We start from the raw sequence: 14,667 nt of genomic DNA on the forward strand, positions 1-14,667 counted from the left end.
GTCAAACGCCAGATTGGCTACGGCGACGAATTTCTACCGGAGGTTGCCGAAACAAGCGATGTAGAACACTTGGTCATGCTCTCAATCCGCGGACTGGTCGACGCGTTCAGTCGTGGCATTGTGGCGACGTTGCAGGAAATCAAGGGTGACGATGAACGTCGGAAGTTGTTCGCGGATCGGCTGGAGAAGATGGTGCACGAACTGCCGTATAACGACTGACGTTCTATCCTCAAGATGAGGGCCCCCGCAGCCACAAGCGCAGCTGGCGAACGTCCGCTTTGGAGCGAGGCCACTGTCCGCTAGGGGCCCCATCCTTGCCGTTTGAGCTTTGCGCGTGACCGTCAGCAACCATGAAGGGTTGTGAGACATCTGCCCGGCATGCGCGCTGCGGTAGAACGACCGCGACCTGAGGGCAGGTGTCTCACAAGCCTTGAGGGAGGAAAGCGCGGAGCGCACCGTGGCGGGTATTCAGGGCCGCGGCGCTATGGCGATAGTGACACGTGCAGGACCGTCAAGCTGGCCGCGTTAGCGTCGCGCGCCGGCTCTAACGGGCGGCGCAGGTCCCGCGCAGCGGCTGCGGCGCGCGCTGGCGAGGATGGGGCGTCGAGCGGCTGGGGCCAAGGCCGCACACGGCGCGCGCCAGGCCCTTCGACTCGTTCGCTGGTCGACTTCAGGGACGCAATGGATGGGCTTGCAGTCATGGCGGTGCACGAATCGCTTGCCCACGGATGAAGACCTGCACGATGGTCATGGCGTGGCCGCAGTGCCGGCAGATGAAGGTGGAGCGCTCGGCGTGCTGCTCAGTGCCGAGGTCGCTGCTGTGCTCACACGCCGCTGACACTGGCGCGGCCGAATGCAGCAGCGCGCGTGCGATGGCCAGGCTTGCGATGCGTGTGCCGTTGGCTAGCAGCCCATAGTGGCGGATGCGATGGAATCCCGTGGGCAACACATGCAGCAGGAACCGGCGCATGAACTCTTGCGGTGAGAGCGTCATGACCTTGTGGCGCGTGCGACCCTTGGTGCGGTAGTCCTTCCAGCGGAAGATCACGCCACGCTCGTCCATCGCGAGCAGGCGGCTGTTGGAGATGGCCACGCGGTGGGTGTAGCGCGACAGATAGGCCAGCACGGCCTGCGGCCCGGCGAAGGGGCGCTTGGCATACACCACCCACTCGACCTGGCGCAGTGGCGCGAGCCAGGACTTGAACGCCCGTGCATCGGCTAGATGCGCGAGTTCGCCGAAGAACTTGAGCTTGCCGGCGGCATGCAGGCGCTGCAACTCCTCCAGGAAGCGCCGACGGAACAGGCGCGAGAGCACTCGAACCGGCAGGAAGAAACCCGGACGGCAGGCGACCCACCGCGTGCCATCGGGCGCCAACCCACCTCCCGGCACGATGCCGTGCACATGGGGATGGTGCATAAGCGCCGAGCCCCAGGTATGCAGCACCAGCGTGGCACCGATCCTGGCGCCCAGGTGCTTCGGATCGCCAGCGATCGTCAACAACACCTCGGCGGCCAGGTCGAACAGCAGCCCGTAGACAGCGGCCTTGTTCTGGTACGCGATGTCGGCGATGGCTGTGGGCAGCGTGAACACCACGTGGTAGTACTCCACCGGCAACAGATCGGCCTGCCGCGCATGAAGCCAGCGTTGCGCCGCAGTGCTCTGGCACTTCGGGCAGTGGCGGTTGCGGCAGGTTCTGGAGAGCTCTCCAGAACTTGCCTTATGGGGAGTCTCCCGATATGGGGAGTTCGGCGATCGAAGGCGCGTCAAGTCGTGGCGCTCGCATCCATTCGGCTCCCCATTTAGTGCTTCGTCCTGAGCAGCGCAATGAGTCGGTCCGGCGGCCTGAACTTGCCCTTGCGCAGATGCGGCGGCACGACGGCCTCGATGGCCTCGAGCTTTTGGCTGGGGTCGGCTCGAACGTAGATCTCGGTCGTGGCCAGGGTGCTGTGCCCCAGCCACAGAGAGACCTTGCGGATGTCCTGCGTCGCCTGCAGCACGATCATCGCGCAGGTGTGCCTTAGGACATGTGGCGAGATCTGCTTGTCGCGCAACGACGGGCAAGCGGTACTTGCGGTATCGGCATGGCTGCGCAGGACGTACGCGACGCCCCAGCGACTGAAGGGCTCGCCGCGCGCGTTGACGAACACTTCCGGCGTGGCAACCTCGCCGCGCACGGCCAACCAGGCTCGCAATGCCGAAGTCGTCGGCTTCCAAAGCGGCAAGGCTCTCTCGCGACGGCCCTTGCCGAGCACGTGAATGCTCTTGCACTGCGCCGCGACGTCGGAAATGCACAATCCCGTCAACTCCGAGACCCGCAGCCCCGCGCAGACCGCCAAATGGAGCATCGCCCGATCGCGAACCCCGTCGCGGGTGGTCGGATCCGGCGCATCGAGCAAGGCTTGGAGCTCCGCTTTGTCCAAGTGGGCAACCAGCCGGGTGTCGGTCTTCTTGTACGGGATCGCGAGGATGCGGCGAGTCTGCTCGAGCGCGCCGGGTTCACGATGTTGCACAAAGCGGAAGAACGATCGGATCGCCGCCAGACGGATATTGCGCGTTTGCGCCGAGTTGCGGCGTGCACTCTCGAGATGCTCGAGAAACGCGGCGATCAAAGGCGCGTCCAGCTGCTCCAACATCAGAGCCGATGGCACGGTGTTGAGCCTGCGGGCAGCGAACTCGAACAGCGACTGGAAGCTGTAGGCGTACGAATCGCAGGTGTGTGCACTGGCGGCACGATGGCGAGGCAGGTGCTCGCGCAGAAAGGCCTCGATATGCGGCGCCAGGGAGCTCATGGGTGACCTCCGCTCAGATAGACCTCGCCGGCTGCGGCGATGTCGGTCAACAGTTCCGGCGTCGATTCCAAGTACCAGTAGGTCGAGTCGATGCTGACGTGGCCGAGATAGGTGGTCAGCGCCAGCATGTGCTGTCCGATGCGTTGGCGACCGGCAGGCGTTGACTGCAGTGCACGCAGGGCGAACGTGTGCCTGAGCTCATGGAGCCGTGGGCGATGCCCGCGCAATGGCGCTATACCCGCAGACTCCGCCAGCCTGCCGAAGACTCGGTACACGGTCCCGTATTCCAGTGGCCGACCGTCGTCGTTGACGAACACGTGGTCCGTGGTGAGACACACGGCGCGACGCTGCGCCAGATACCGCCCGAGCCCCGCCACTGCGGTCTCATGCAGCGGCACCAACCGGGTCTTCTGGAACTTAGTCTTGCGGATCAGCAGACCGTCCGGCGTCACGTCGTCGTAGCGCAGGTGCAAGGCCTCGGAGATCCGAAGACCGGTTGCGGCAAGCAGGCCGATCAGCGTCGCATAGGTCTGCGGCCGCAGGTCACCTGCAGACAACTGCGTCGCAGCCAGGATCAGTCGATCGATCTCTGCGGCTGCGTAGATGCGAGGGACGCGGCGGGACTTCCTATGGTTGAAGTGATTGGGCGGGGGCAGGTCGTGTTGGGGGTCTTCCATCCGCACGTGCTCCGCAAACTGGCGGACGGTCTGGTAGCGGGTATGCCGTTGAGCCGATGACGGCGCTCGACTGGCCCAGTCGATCACCGTTGACGTGCAGATGTGTGGTTGCTGACGGTCGGCGGCGAACGCCGCAAAGCTGCGCAGCAGGTACTGCGCGTTGCTCAAGACGAAGCCCGCACTGCGTCGCAAGGCCAAGTACCGGTCGATGGCGGCGATCATGGATGCGCCCCCGGCCATGGTTGAGCGACGCCGCGAAGCAAGGCGACATCGACCTTGGCGTAGTAGGCGCTCATGTCGATGCTGCGGTGGCGCAGGACCAAGCCGATCTGGTCGAGCGGGACGCCACTGCGCAACATCTGCGTGGCCGCCGTGTGCCGCAGCAGATGGGCGCCCTTGACCGGGGCCTTCACGCCGGCGCGCTGCATGGCGTGCCTGACCACGGACGAGACGCCGTCGCCGTCGGCAAATGGGGTGGACGGTGCCCGGCTGCGCAGGAACACGTGATCCGAATCGCCGGCCGGCAGGCGGCGCGCAAGATAGGCGAGCAGCGCATCACCGACTTCTTGCGGCAAGGGAAGTCCCACCTCATAGCGGCCCTTGCCCGTCACCCGCAAGATGCCATTGCGCCAGTCGATGTCGCCGAGACGAAGTTGAGCCACGTCTCCTGCGCGCAGGCCCAGCCGCGACAACAGCAACACGATCGCGCGGTCGCGCAGCCGCCCTCGCGTCGTCCCATCGCACGCCCCGATGACGCGCGCCAGTTCGTCTTGCGACAGACAGCGCGGCAACCGTGCCAACCGCCAGCTGGCCACGGCGGGAACAGCCAGAGCAAGGTCGTCACGCGACTCGCCCGCGAAGCTGACGTAGCGCAGGAACGCCCGCAGCGAGGTGATGAGCTTCTGCGTGGTAGGAGGCCCGCACCTGGCGGCACGCCCGAGCAGGAAGTCCCGTACTGACTGCGCAGTCCAGCTCGCGACGTTGGCGCCGAGTTCGTGGATCAATTCGATGGCGCCGCGGCTGTACTGCCTCAGCGTCGGGTCGCTTGCCCCGCGATGCACACGCAGCCAATCCCTGAAGGCGGTCACGATCGCCGGCTCTGCGTGATCAGCGTCTGAGATCACAGGGCCCTTGCAGACTCCGAGTCGAACCAAATGTCGGTGGAACAACTTCGCGCCGAAGCTCGCGTGGTACCCGGTCGCTCCGCCGTTCGATCGCGGACAGCGACAGCGAGCAAAGTGGCGGCCGAATGCCGCCAACGTGCCCGCATCGGCATCGGCCCAGGCGCCACCCTCGAGATAGACGAACCAGCCCAGGTGAGCTGCCGACCTCAGGTAGCGAACCGCGCTCGCGTGAGCGTAGCCATCGCGTTCGAGCGAGTCTGCGAAGCCGTCGATGTACGGGGCACTCGGGCCGGCACGCAGGCGACGGAGCGTCTTGGGGGTGCAGAAGTAGCTGTCAAGCATCTAGATCTCCTGGGTTGGGTTGAGCCATGAATGGCTCGATGACCGTACTCAGGTGGTCCGAAGATATGGTGAGCTGCGCGCGGCAGGCGCACGCTCGAGTCCAGGGCAACACCACACCTTCGACTTCCTCGAACTCCCCGTATCGGGAGACTCCCCATAAGGCAAGAGTTGTAGGCGATCTGATCGGCACCGCAGCCCTCGCAGCGCAAGACATGTCCACCCAGCGCCGCGCTGCGGCACTGTTGGATGGCCGACATGACCTTCAGCTGCGCAAGGCTCAGATGGCCGCGTTGCTCGACGCGCCACGCTGGCGCATGCTGTCAGAAGATGTCGGCGACCTCCAGGGAAGGTCGACCCACGGCAGTCGCCTCAAGACGGCGGCAGCGTCTCCAGCGGGCTCAAGACTTCGTGCAGCAGATCATTAGCGACGTGGGTGTACACGGTGGTGGTCTCCAGGCGCTTGTGTCCCAGTAAAACCTGGATCACACGGATGTCGACCTTGCTCTCCAGCAGGGGGTGCGAAGCAGTGCCGCAGCGTGTGCATCGATACGCGCTTGTGGATGCCGGCGGCGTCGGCAGCGTCGTGAATAGCGCGGTTGAGCTGGCGAGTGGTGAGCGGATCAGTCGGGTTCATGCCCGGGAACAGCCAGCCACCGGGCAGCATGCGGCCCTGGGCATGTGCGATACGCCACCAAGTGCGAAGGCGCTGCAGCAGCACCGGGCTGAGCATGGCGTAGCGGTCCTTGCGCCCCTTGCCCTGTTCCACCCGCAGCGTCATGCGCTGGCTGTCCACGTCGGTGACCTTCAGGTGCACGACCTCGCTGGCTCGAAGGCCCGTGCCGTAGGCGAGCGACAAGGCCACCTGGTGCTTGACGTTGCTCGCAGCGGCGATGAGCCGAGAGACTTCCTGCGGGCTGAGCATCACCGGCAGGCTGCGGGGCAACTTGACCGGCTGCATCCTGACCATGACCTCCTGACGGCCCACGGTGACATCGAAGAAGAATCGCAGGCCGCTAAGCGTTGCGTTGAGCGTGATGGGTGAAGTGCCTGAGTCAACCAAGTGGAGTTGGAAGTCGCGCAACTCGTCCACGGTCGCCGTGTCGGGTGGGCGGTGAAGGTAGGCCGCGAGCTTGCGCACGGCGCGCACGTAGGCCTCCTGAGTTCGAGGCTCGAACTTGCGCATGCGCATGTCCTCGAGCATGCGTTGCCGCAGCGGGGTAACGGCCGAAGTGATGGTGTCCATGGTGGCTGCTCCGTTGATGGCGAGGCGGGATTGCCTCGCCATCAACGGTGGCGGCAACCGGGTCACGGCATATCCATGGGGTGCGCGAAGCGCCTACCGCGAGAGCGGTTTAGTGTGCGCCCGTGAAGGCGTGCTATCAGCAGGGTGAAAGTCCCTGTCGGAGTTGGCCGCAGCTCCGTAGCCGAAGGTAACTGCGTCGTCGCGAGGCGAGGTGGAGAGCAACCGGAAGCGAAATGTCGGTCCGTAGGATGACGAACCTGTTTCGGCGGGGTATGGCGGCGAGCCTGCACTAAAGTGGCGAAGCCTGGAAGCAATGCATCACGCTGGCGTGGCGGATAAAGATGCTATGTAGGACTGGCCAAATCGGCTCAACGAGCTAAAACCGTATTTCCGATTCTCTATTGCGAAGGAGTATGGAAATGACGACGACCCGAACAGTCCTACCAGGCAAGGATACCGCCGGCGGCGGCGATCTGTACATGAGCTTCGAGCTCGGCGACAAGCATTGGCAGCTGAGCATCGGCGATAGCCGTCACCGCGTGAGCCGCTATACCGTAGGCGCCGGCGATACAGCTGCCGTGGCCGATTGCATCGTCAAGGCCGGGGCGCGGCTGCGCACCGGCGCCCAGGCGCAGGTGCACAGCTGCTACGAGGCTGGGCGTGACGGCTGGTGGCTGCATCGCTGGCTGAGCGAGTTAGGTGTCGACAACATCGTGGTCGATGCGGCAAGCATCGAGGTCAACCGACGCGCACGGCGAGCCAAGACCGATCGGCTCGATGCGGACAAGCTGTTGGCCATGCTCATTCGCCACCACGCGGGCGAGCACGTATGGTCGGTGCTGCGCGAACCAAGCAGTGAGGACGAGGACGCACGCCGTGTGCACCGTGAATTGCAACGGCTGACTCACGAGCGTATCGCGCATACGAACCGCATCGGTTCGCTGTTGGTGCACAACCTGCGGCCAGGGATCGTCATCGGCGGACGCGACTGGACAGTGTGGTGGGAGCGCCATCGTAATCAGGTGCCGCCGATGTTGCGCGCGGAAATCGAGCGAGAGGGGGCTCGCCTGAAGCTGGTCAAGGAGCAAGTCAGAGCGGTCGAAGCTGCGCGCTGCAAGGAACTGGCCGAGGGCAAGCAGCCGCTGGTCGCGCACCTCGCGCGCCTGCGTGCGATCGGGCCCAAGGGTGCCTGGGTGTTGGTGAAGGAAGTGTTCGGCTGGCGGCACTTCGCCAACCGGCGCGAACTCGCAGGCAGCCTGGGCTTGGTGCCCACGCCGTATGCCAGCGGTGACAGCGATATCGAGCAGGGCATCAGCAAGGCCGGCAACAGGCGAGTGCGAGGCTTGCTGGTGGAGTTGGCTTGGAGCTGGCTCCGCCTACAGCCCGGCAGCGCACTCACGCAGTGGTTCAACCGGCGCTTCGCCGGCGCGGGCAAGCGCATGCGCCGTGTGGGGATCGTGATGGTGGCTTCATAAAGCACTCCTCACAGCTGAGAGTTGGGATGATAGACGTCGGGTAGCGTCTCGCGATGGTTCTTCAAGTGACCTGAGGTGCGTATGCGATCACGGAGTTGCTGCTCCTGTTGGTCGGTGATCGTGATCCACCAGGGGCCCTGTGCGCCGAGATGGCGTGCATCAATAACTCCGCGCTTTATCCAGTAGCGAACAAAATAGACACTCACGGATAGGCGATCAGCAAGTTGCCCGGCTGTGAGCTCTTCTGGACGCATCAGACAGACGGAAGGCACGGCGTAGCGAATGCGGATCCATTTGATCATTGCCCGCGTAATTGGCAGTCCACGCGGACTGCGAAGGCCCTCTTCATTCAAGGCCTGGACGATCTGTTGATTGGAGAGCCGGCTGGACAGTTCTCGTATGCGTTCGATGATCTGGCGCGGGTAAAGCATTTGGTCTGCGATCGGGCTTGGGAGAGGAATCGTGGTGTCGGTGCAGGCACCTTGCCAGCGAACGTGCAGAACGACCTGTCTCGCATCAGTGAGTTTCTCGACCGTGATGTCGCGGATGAGCAGTCGCAGCATCCGCTTGCGATCCTTCGACAGGTCGTCGCAGGCGCCAGACGCGCGGCAGATCACGAGCCAGAGCCAGAACCTTCGTCTTCTGCTCGGGCGTCACGACGTGGGCCTTCTGGGTCTGGAAATTTGCGGCTTCGGACTTGACTTCGTCAATGTGCAACATGGCTTCGTTCCAGCGGCGCTCAAGGCTTTGCGGCGACCAGGCGATTGGACGGGTCGACTTCTTCATAGCGGCGTTTGGCCAATGCGCAGTCATACTCGGCGCGCTCGATTCGCATGTGCCACTGACGCATGACGGCTTGGTTGCGCTGCTCAAGGTCGTTCAAGGCTGCCAAGGCCAACTCGAGTTCGGCTGGCTTCAGGGCCTGAATACCTCTGCGCAGATGGCGTCGTCGAGCAGCTCGGTGCGCACACTGAAGCAGTTCTTCGTGGCCAGCCCTCGCGGCGCCTCCGTGCATTGGTAGGTGGGATAGATGCCGCCGTTGCCTTGATAGCGCACTAGGACCGCCCGCCCGCAGGTGCCGCACAACAGCATTCCCTGGAGCAACGCAAGGCCTTCGCGTGCCGGACCGCTGAGCACGGTCCCTTCCGCGTTATTGCGGTTATTCGCCAGGCGCCGCTGGTTCTGATCGAACTCCTCCACGGTGAGGTAGCCCTCGTGGTGTTCACGCAGTGGACACGCCACTCCGGCATGGGGACCCGCCCGCACATTCTTGCGCACCTCGCCCTCGGGGTGATGCTTCTGGCGTACTGGCGGCGGCCGAAAACGTATGCCGGCATACATCGGGTTCCTCAGCAGGGTCAGAATACGACTCTGGCTGAGTCGACCCCAAACGAGCTTGGTAGCCCACACCTCCATTGGCGCGCTTTGGGAAGCGCAGGCCGTCCCTTGCAAAGCGTTGGACAACGGCGTAGGCACTCGCCCGTTTCCCGGAACACTCGAAACGCCAGTTGCACGGCCCCGCACTTCGTCGTCGGGATCCATGACGATGCGGTCGTGGTCGTCAAAGCAAAAGCCTACCGGCAAGGAAGCGCAACTCACCCTTCTGCGCCTTGTTCAGCTTGCCGCCAGGAGGCGCCCGCGCAAGAAATGCAGTTCGGCCTGGGCCATCGTGCCCCTGATTCCGAGCACCAGTCCGTCGTTGAAGTCCGCGGGGTCGTAGCAGCCATCGGTATCGATCACCAGGGTGTGCGTCAGGGCACACAGTTCCAGGAGCCGATGCCAGTCGAGGCTCGAAGCGCGCCAGGCGCGACACCTCCAGGGCAAACACCGCTCCGACCTGGCTCATCGAGACATCCGCCACCAACGTCTTGAAGTCCTCGCGACCGGCGATCTGTGCCCCGAGCGGCCCAGGTCCCGATCCAGCACGCGGATCGACCTGCGGCCACCCCATGGCCCGTGCCTTGTCCTGCAGCGCATATTGGCGCTCGGTGCTCTCCTGGTTGTGACGCACCTGACCCGGTGTCGACTGCCGCACGTAGATGTACGCCGGTTTGCTCAGGTGCGCTTGGTGATGGTCGTGTTCATCGCAGGCCTCCACACTGGACATGAGCGTCGGGTCGGCCTCGATCATGGCGATCAGCATGTTGGCCAACAGAGTCGCGCCAACTGAGAGATCGATGGGGACGGTGGGCGACAGGGTGATACCTGGCTCACCGTTGCACCTCAGGTGGCTCTCGCCGACGCAGCAGTTCGTGGTTGATCTCGGAGATCTCCTCCAAGATCTCGCGCACTTGGGCGTAGTTGGCCAGGTGCTCGCATACCTGCGCGTGCTCGGCCTGGGGACGTAGTCCATTTGAGGCGACCTGCCCGGTAGCTCACCGAGAGGTAGTACTTGGGTCCGTGTCCGGGACCCTCTGCGCACTTACGGTTTGATTTGCCGCAGCGCTTGTAGCGTTCGATCAAGGAGCCCCGAAGCACAGCGTCCAGCGGCGGCATCTTGCGCAGCAGTTGCCTGCGGCGTCGCTTGAGGGCTGAAGAGGTCGGCTCTGTCATTCTTGACGGACCACAGATATAACTGGTCCGACAATAGTTCATGAACGCTCATTTGACAAGCCCTCCGCACGAGCGAGCTGCCAGGATCTCAAGCAGCGCGACCAGATCGCACAGCGAGCCCAGGTCAAGCCGAGCCGTCGAGCCGTCAACTCGCTGGGATGGATTGGGCGCGGCGAGGTCGGTCCATTCGCGAGCGATGGCGAAGCTGAGGCGCTCGCCATCATCCCGAAGGATCAGCGTGTCCACACCCGCAACGTATCGCGCCTTCAGTACAGCAAAGCGCTGCCCCCTACGTGGATGAAACGGATGCCGAATCTCGGCCCAACCCAACGACTGGTTGGACGAGAGTGCAGTTGACGTTAACCGTGGTAGCCCTGGCGCGGCGCCTGGTCATCGCACTGTGGCGCTACTTGCAGGACGGCGAGATCCCGGCGGGCGCGCACCTGAAACCCGCAGTAGCTCACGCCTGAGCAACCAGAGTCACACAGTACAGAATGCCAACATCATGATCACAGGTCGACGCGCCCGTTGTCACCGCGGGTCGCCACAGGGCGACCGTCCTCAAAGAAGGGGCGCGTCGGTAAGCAGGGATTGCCAGCGCCTCTGGCGCGCATGCTGCATGTGGTGTCGGACTCCAATGTCCTGCACGGATAGAAGCTTGTTCGAGTACCGACTCGGACCTCCAACAGTCCCTGACCTCGGATCACGATGGATGTCGCACCCCGTCGGTACTTCGATCGGATGCTACGAACAGGTCCCGCCATGATCATCATGCCTTGACAAAACCGTCCTCATAGAAGCGCCTCTGGCGCGCATGCTGCATGTGGTGTCGGACTCCAATGTCCTGCACGGATAGAAGCTTGTTCGAGTACCGACTCGGACCTCCAACAGTCCCTGACCTCGGATCACGATGGATGTCGCACCCCGTCGGTACTTCGATCGGATGCTACGAACAGGTCCCGCCATGATCATCATGCCTTGACAAAACCGTCCTCATAGAAGCGGTGATGTGGCGTACCACGTGGTTGAGGACGGAACGACAGGAAGATGGCACGAGATAAGCGGGGAGACCTGCCGGTGCGGTGAACGCTGGCAGGAGTCAGAGTCCCAATAGTACCGATCACGGGGAACTTAAATTGAACCGTGGAGAAATGTGTCAGAGCAAAAGGCGCATTAGGGAAGTGGGGCAGGAAGGTTGATAGCTGAAGACCGGAAAGGAGCAGAGATATGACAATTGAAGCATCGACAGTGTCGGCAACGACTAAACAAGATGCAGGCGTGCTGGGAAGCTGCGTGCAGCGGAAATTCGTGCCAGCTCCAATCTGGACGGAAGCTATGTTGGCTGCTCTACAAAGAGGAGTTCGAGGAGGTAAATGGTACAGTTTGATCGATAAAGTCTATCGCCTTGAAACGCTGGAGCTTGGATGGATCCAGGTGGCGAAGAACGCTGGGGCGGCTGGGGTGGACCGAATGAGCGTGGAGCGATTCGCGCAAGGACGGCATCACTATTTGGCTGAATTGGCGCAAGCGCTGCGGGACGGGAGTTATCGCCCGTTGCCGGTACGGCGTGTTTACATACCCAAGGGCAAGAAGCAGCGCCCGCTCGGCATACCTGCTGTAAAAGACCGCGTGGTTCAGGCGGCGCTGAAGCTGGTCATCGAGCCCATCTTTGAGCACGAATTCGAGCCCAGAAGCTACGGCTTCCGGCAAGGTCTCGGCTGCAAGGATGCGCTGCGCGAAGTGGACCGGCATTTGAAAGCGGGCTACTTCTGGGTAGTGGATCCGGACCTGCAAAGCTACTTCGACACGATTCCACATGACCCCCTTCTCACGAAAGTGGGAGCCCGTATCGGTGACGGTCACGTGCTGGAGCTCATTCAGGGCTTTCTCAAGCAAGACATCATGGAAGACTTGAAGCGGTGGACGCCGATCTCCGGTAGTCCTCAAGGGGCAGTAATCAGCCCCTTGCTCGCGAACGCTTACCTTCACGAGCTGGACGTAGCGATGCGCGAAGCCGGGTTGGTAATGGTGCGATACGCAGACGACGCCGTGGTGTTGTGTCGCAGTCGAGAGGAAGCGCAAGCCGCGCTCGCTCGTTTGCGTGCTTGGGTGAGTGCGAACGGCCTGACGCTACATCCCGACAAGACCCACATTGGGGATTGCCGGGAGAAGGGGCAAGGGTTCGAGTTTCTGGGGTACCGGTTTGAAGCCGGGCGGCGGTTGGTGCGTGCGAAAAGCTTGATGGCGTTACGGGACAAAGTTCGTGCCCGGACGCCCCGCAATCACGGCGGGTCCATCGAGAGTGTGATCGCGTCGCTCAACCCGACCCTGAAGGGTTGGTACGCCTACTTCAAACAGGCCCACCGGTACACATTCTCGTCAGTCGACGGCTTTGTTCGGCGTCGACTGCGGGCGATGTTGCGAAAACAGAAACACCGACCGGGTCAGGGACGATGTCTTAGGGAGTTGTCAGGATTTTTGTGTTCGAGGCCGGTTGATTGATTTGTTCTCGATTGTTTTTTCTTATGTCTTCAGGCCCCCGCCAGGCCGCCGGAGGCGCCCCGGTTGAGCCATGTATTCATGGTTCAACCTCCTGATTTTGCGTTGCCTTGGGCCGCGTGCGTGAAGCGCTCTTCGTAGAGGATCGCGAATTGATTCATCGCCTCCTTCCAATTGTGCGCCGCGCGCCCCCAGTCGGTCGTGATGTTGCGCAACGCCAGCCAGATCAGCTTGGAGGCCGCGTCATCACTGGGGAAGTGGCCGCGCGACTTGATGATCTTGCGCAACTGCGCGTTGATGCTCTCGATGGCATTGGTCGTGTAGATCACCCGGCGGATGGACGGCGGAAACGCGAAGAACGGAATCACCCGATCCCACGCACGGCGCCAAGCCGCGACCACGGTCGGGAACTTGATACCCCAGGGGCCTTGAGCAAAGGCATCGAGTTCGGCCTCGGCCGCTTCGGCGCTCGCGGCCGTGTAGATTGGCTTGATCGCCGCGGCCAGCAGCTTGCGGTCCTTCCAGCTCGCGTAGTCCAGCGAGTTGCGTATCAGGTGCACGATGCAGGTCTGCAACGTGGTAGCCGGATACACCGCCGCCAGCGCCTCGGGCATGCCCTTCAAACCATCGGTGACGGCGATGAGGATGTCACCACGCCGCGGGTCTTCAGGTCGTTGAATACCTTCATCCAGAACTTGGCGCCCTCGGTGCCTTCGATCCACAGGCCGAGGATGTCGCGCGTGCCATCGGGCAGCACCCCAAGGCCAGTAGATGGCCTTGTTGCGCACCACCGCGTCTTCTTTGATCTTCACGCGCAAGGCGTCGAAAAAGACCACCGGGTACATCGGCTCCAGCGGCCGGGCCTGCCGAGCTCCGACCTCGACCATGACGGCGTCGGTGACCGAGCTGATGAACTCGGGCGACACCTCCACCGCGTAGCTCTCCATCAAGAAGCCCTGGATCTCGCGCATGGTCATGCCGCGCGCGTACATGGCCACGATCTTGTCGTCGAAGCCGGTGAACCGGCGTTCGTGCTTTGGGATGAGCACTGGCTCGAAGGAGCCCTCGCGGTCGCGCGGCACCTCGATGCGAAGTGGCCCGTCACCGGCCAAAACCGTCTTGGCACTCCTGCCATTGCGCTGATTGCCACCGCTGGCCTCGGGCTTGCTCGCGCCGCTCGGGTAGCCCAGGTGGTGCGACATCTCGGCACCCAGGGCGCGCTCGATCAGCGCCTTCTTGAACGCGGCCGTCGCCTCATTGACTGCGTCACCGGTCATGGGGCCGGTGACGAACTGGTCAATCAACTCCTTCGGAATCGACGGCAGCGCCGCCATCTTGGCGGCGATCGCCGCGTTCTTCATCTTCGTCTTGCTTACTGGCATACATGCTCCTGGTCGTCATGCTATGCCTCGAACACAAAATTTTTGACAGGCTCTGTCTTAGCGATCACAAACGATGGCCAAATTCCTTCTTCGCTAGTCTTGGGCTGTTCACGCTATCCGAAGCCCATCAATTGGCGCGCCAATCCCGGTGCGGAAACAACTGACTGGAGAGCCCGTCGCGGGAGAACTGCACAGCGGGTTCGGAGGGAGGGGACGGCGAGAGCCGTTTCCTACCCCTATCCAACAGTCTTGAACCGGCTTTGGCTTCGCACCGGACGCAGCCGGGCGCCTCGCGACCGCGAACTCTCGCGATCTATCAAGCGACATCAGGAACTGACCCCCGTTGTGCCTCGTCATCGAGCGCTCCCAGCATCTGGGAGCGGCGTTGTCCATGGATGCCTGGCCTGGGCACTTTCCTTGTGGTCAAGTCGCCGGAAACCGCGCCCCCATTGCACGTGGTGACCGTTGGTCATTCAGATCGACCAGAACCACTCAAGATCTGATCTGCACGAGCACGCGAGGATATTTGGTGACCCAACCCAAGCAGTCCCTGCGGAAGCGCGAATCAAGGCGCATCATGGG

The 14,667-nt window shown here is 62.9% G+C and carries 12 protein-coding genes and 3 pseudogenes; 3 read left to right on the top strand and 12 right to left on the bottom strand.

Annotated features, from left to right (window positions below):
• Positions 1-75 precede the first annotated feature (75 nt).
• Complete coding sequence (locus GXN78_RS13570) at positions 76-219, top strand: hypothetical protein (protein WP_164255450.1); 144 nt, start codon at positions 76-78, stop codon at positions 217-219.
• A gap of 478 nt (positions 220-697) precedes the next feature.
• On the opposite strand, the pseudogene GXN78_RS13575 reads toward GXN78_RS13570, so the two are convergent.
• The 6 genes and pseudogenes from GXN78_RS13575 to GXN78_RS13600 form a co-directional block, all read right to left on the bottom strand.
• Positions 698-1,699: pseudogene (locus tag GXN78_RS13575) on the bottom strand (IS91 family transposase); the annotation flags it as partial.
• A gap of 101 nt (positions 1,700-1,800) precedes the next feature.
• Positions 1,801-2,790, bottom strand: coding sequence for a tyrosine-type recombinase/integrase (locus tag GXN78_RS13580; RefSeq protein WP_106561298.1), 990 nt, complete (start codon positions 2,788-2,790; stop codon positions 1,801-1,803).
• The gene (locus tag GXN78_RS13585) at positions 2,787-3,689 is read right to left on the bottom strand and encodes a tyrosine-type recombinase/integrase (protein ID WP_106561301.1); all 903 of its coding nucleotides are present in this window, start codon (positions 3,687-3,689) and stop codon (positions 2,787-2,789) included. Before GXN78_RS13585 ends, GXN78_RS13580 begins: the two co-directional genes overlap by 4 nt.
• Positions 3,686-4,933 carry a site-specific integrase gene (locus tag GXN78_RS13590; RefSeq protein ID WP_106561299.1) on the bottom strand — a complete coding sequence of 416 codons (1,248 nt, stop codon included), beginning with the start codon at positions 4,931-4,933 and terminating at the stop codon, positions 3,686-3,688. The genes GXN78_RS13585 and GXN78_RS13590 overlap by 4 nt, the downstream gene beginning before the upstream one ends.
• Before the next feature lie 161 nt (positions 4,934-5,094).
• Positions 5,095-5,292: pseudogene (locus GXN78_RS13595) on the bottom strand (transposase zinc-binding domain-containing protein); the annotation flags it as partial.
• Between the two features lie 62 nt (positions 5,293-5,354).
• A complete protein-coding gene (locus tag GXN78_RS13600; protein ID WP_239142701.1) occupies positions 5,355-6,176 on the bottom strand; it encodes a site-specific integrase in 822 nt (273 codons plus the stop codon).
• 419 nt (positions 6,177-6,595) lie between these two features.
• Between GXN78_RS13600 and GXN78_RS13605 the strand changes: the two genes are divergently transcribed.
• On the top strand, positions 6,596-7,651 hold the full coding sequence (locus GXN78_RS13605) for an IS110 family transposase (protein ID WP_239142702.1): 1,056 nt from the start codon (positions 6,596-6,598) through the stop codon (positions 7,649-7,651).
• Between the two features lie 8 nt (positions 7,652-7,659).
• Here the strand turns inward: GXN78_RS13605 and GXN78_RS41225 are convergent, their stop codons facing one another.
• The 5 genes from GXN78_RS41225 to GXN78_RS13625 all read right to left on the bottom strand — a co-directional run bounded on the left by GXN78_RS41225 (position 7,660) and on the right by GXN78_RS13625 (position 10,534).
• Positions 7,660-8,214, bottom strand: a complete 555-nt coding sequence (locus GXN78_RS41225; RefSeq protein ID WP_164255451.1) for a hypothetical protein — start codon at positions 8,212-8,214, stop codon at positions 7,660-7,662.
• 176 nt (positions 8,215-8,390) lie between these two features.
• Positions 8,391-8,543: a hypothetical protein gene (locus GXN78_RS41230; protein ID WP_164255452.1), complete on the bottom strand. Its 153-nt coding sequence runs from the start codon at positions 8,541-8,543 to the stop codon at positions 8,391-8,393.
• Positions 8,544-8,566: 23 nt separating this feature from the next.
• Positions 8,567-8,992, bottom strand: coding sequence for a zinc ribbon domain-containing protein (locus GXN78_RS41235; RefSeq protein ID WP_239142703.1), 426 nt, complete (start codon positions 8,990-8,992; stop codon positions 8,567-8,569).
• Between the two features lie 220 nt (positions 8,993-9,212).
• Positions 9,213-9,794 carry a recombinase family protein gene (locus GXN78_RS41240; protein WP_239142824.1) on the bottom strand — a complete coding sequence of 194 codons (582 nt, stop codon included), beginning with the start codon at positions 9,792-9,794 and terminating at the stop codon, positions 9,213-9,215.
• 458 nt (positions 9,795-10,252) lie between these two features.
• Positions 10,253-10,534, bottom strand: a complete 282-nt coding sequence (locus tag GXN78_RS13625; RefSeq protein ID WP_106561481.1) for a DUF5372 family protein — start codon at positions 10,532-10,534, stop codon at positions 10,253-10,255.
• A gap of 897 nt (positions 10,535-11,431) precedes the next feature.
• On the opposite strand from GXN78_RS13625, the gene ltrA reads away from it, so the two are divergent.
• Positions 11,432-12,706, top strand: a complete 1,275-nt coding sequence (gene ltrA, locus GXN78_RS13630; RefSeq protein WP_106561505.1) for a group II intron reverse transcriptase/maturase — start codon at positions 11,432-11,434, stop codon at positions 12,704-12,706.
• Positions 12,707-12,789: 83 nt separating this feature from the next.
• Here ltrA and GXN78_RS13635 read toward each other — a convergent pair.
• Positions 12,790-14,064 (bottom strand): annotated as a pseudogene (locus GXN78_RS13635) (IS256 family transposase).
• Positions 14,065-14,667: the final 603 nt, after the last annotated feature.

The organism is Variovorax sp. WS11 (assembly GCF_010499245.1).
In the GTDB taxonomy this organism is placed as follows: Bacteria; Pseudomonadota; Gammaproteobacteria; order Burkholderiales; family Burkholderiaceae_C; genus Variovorax.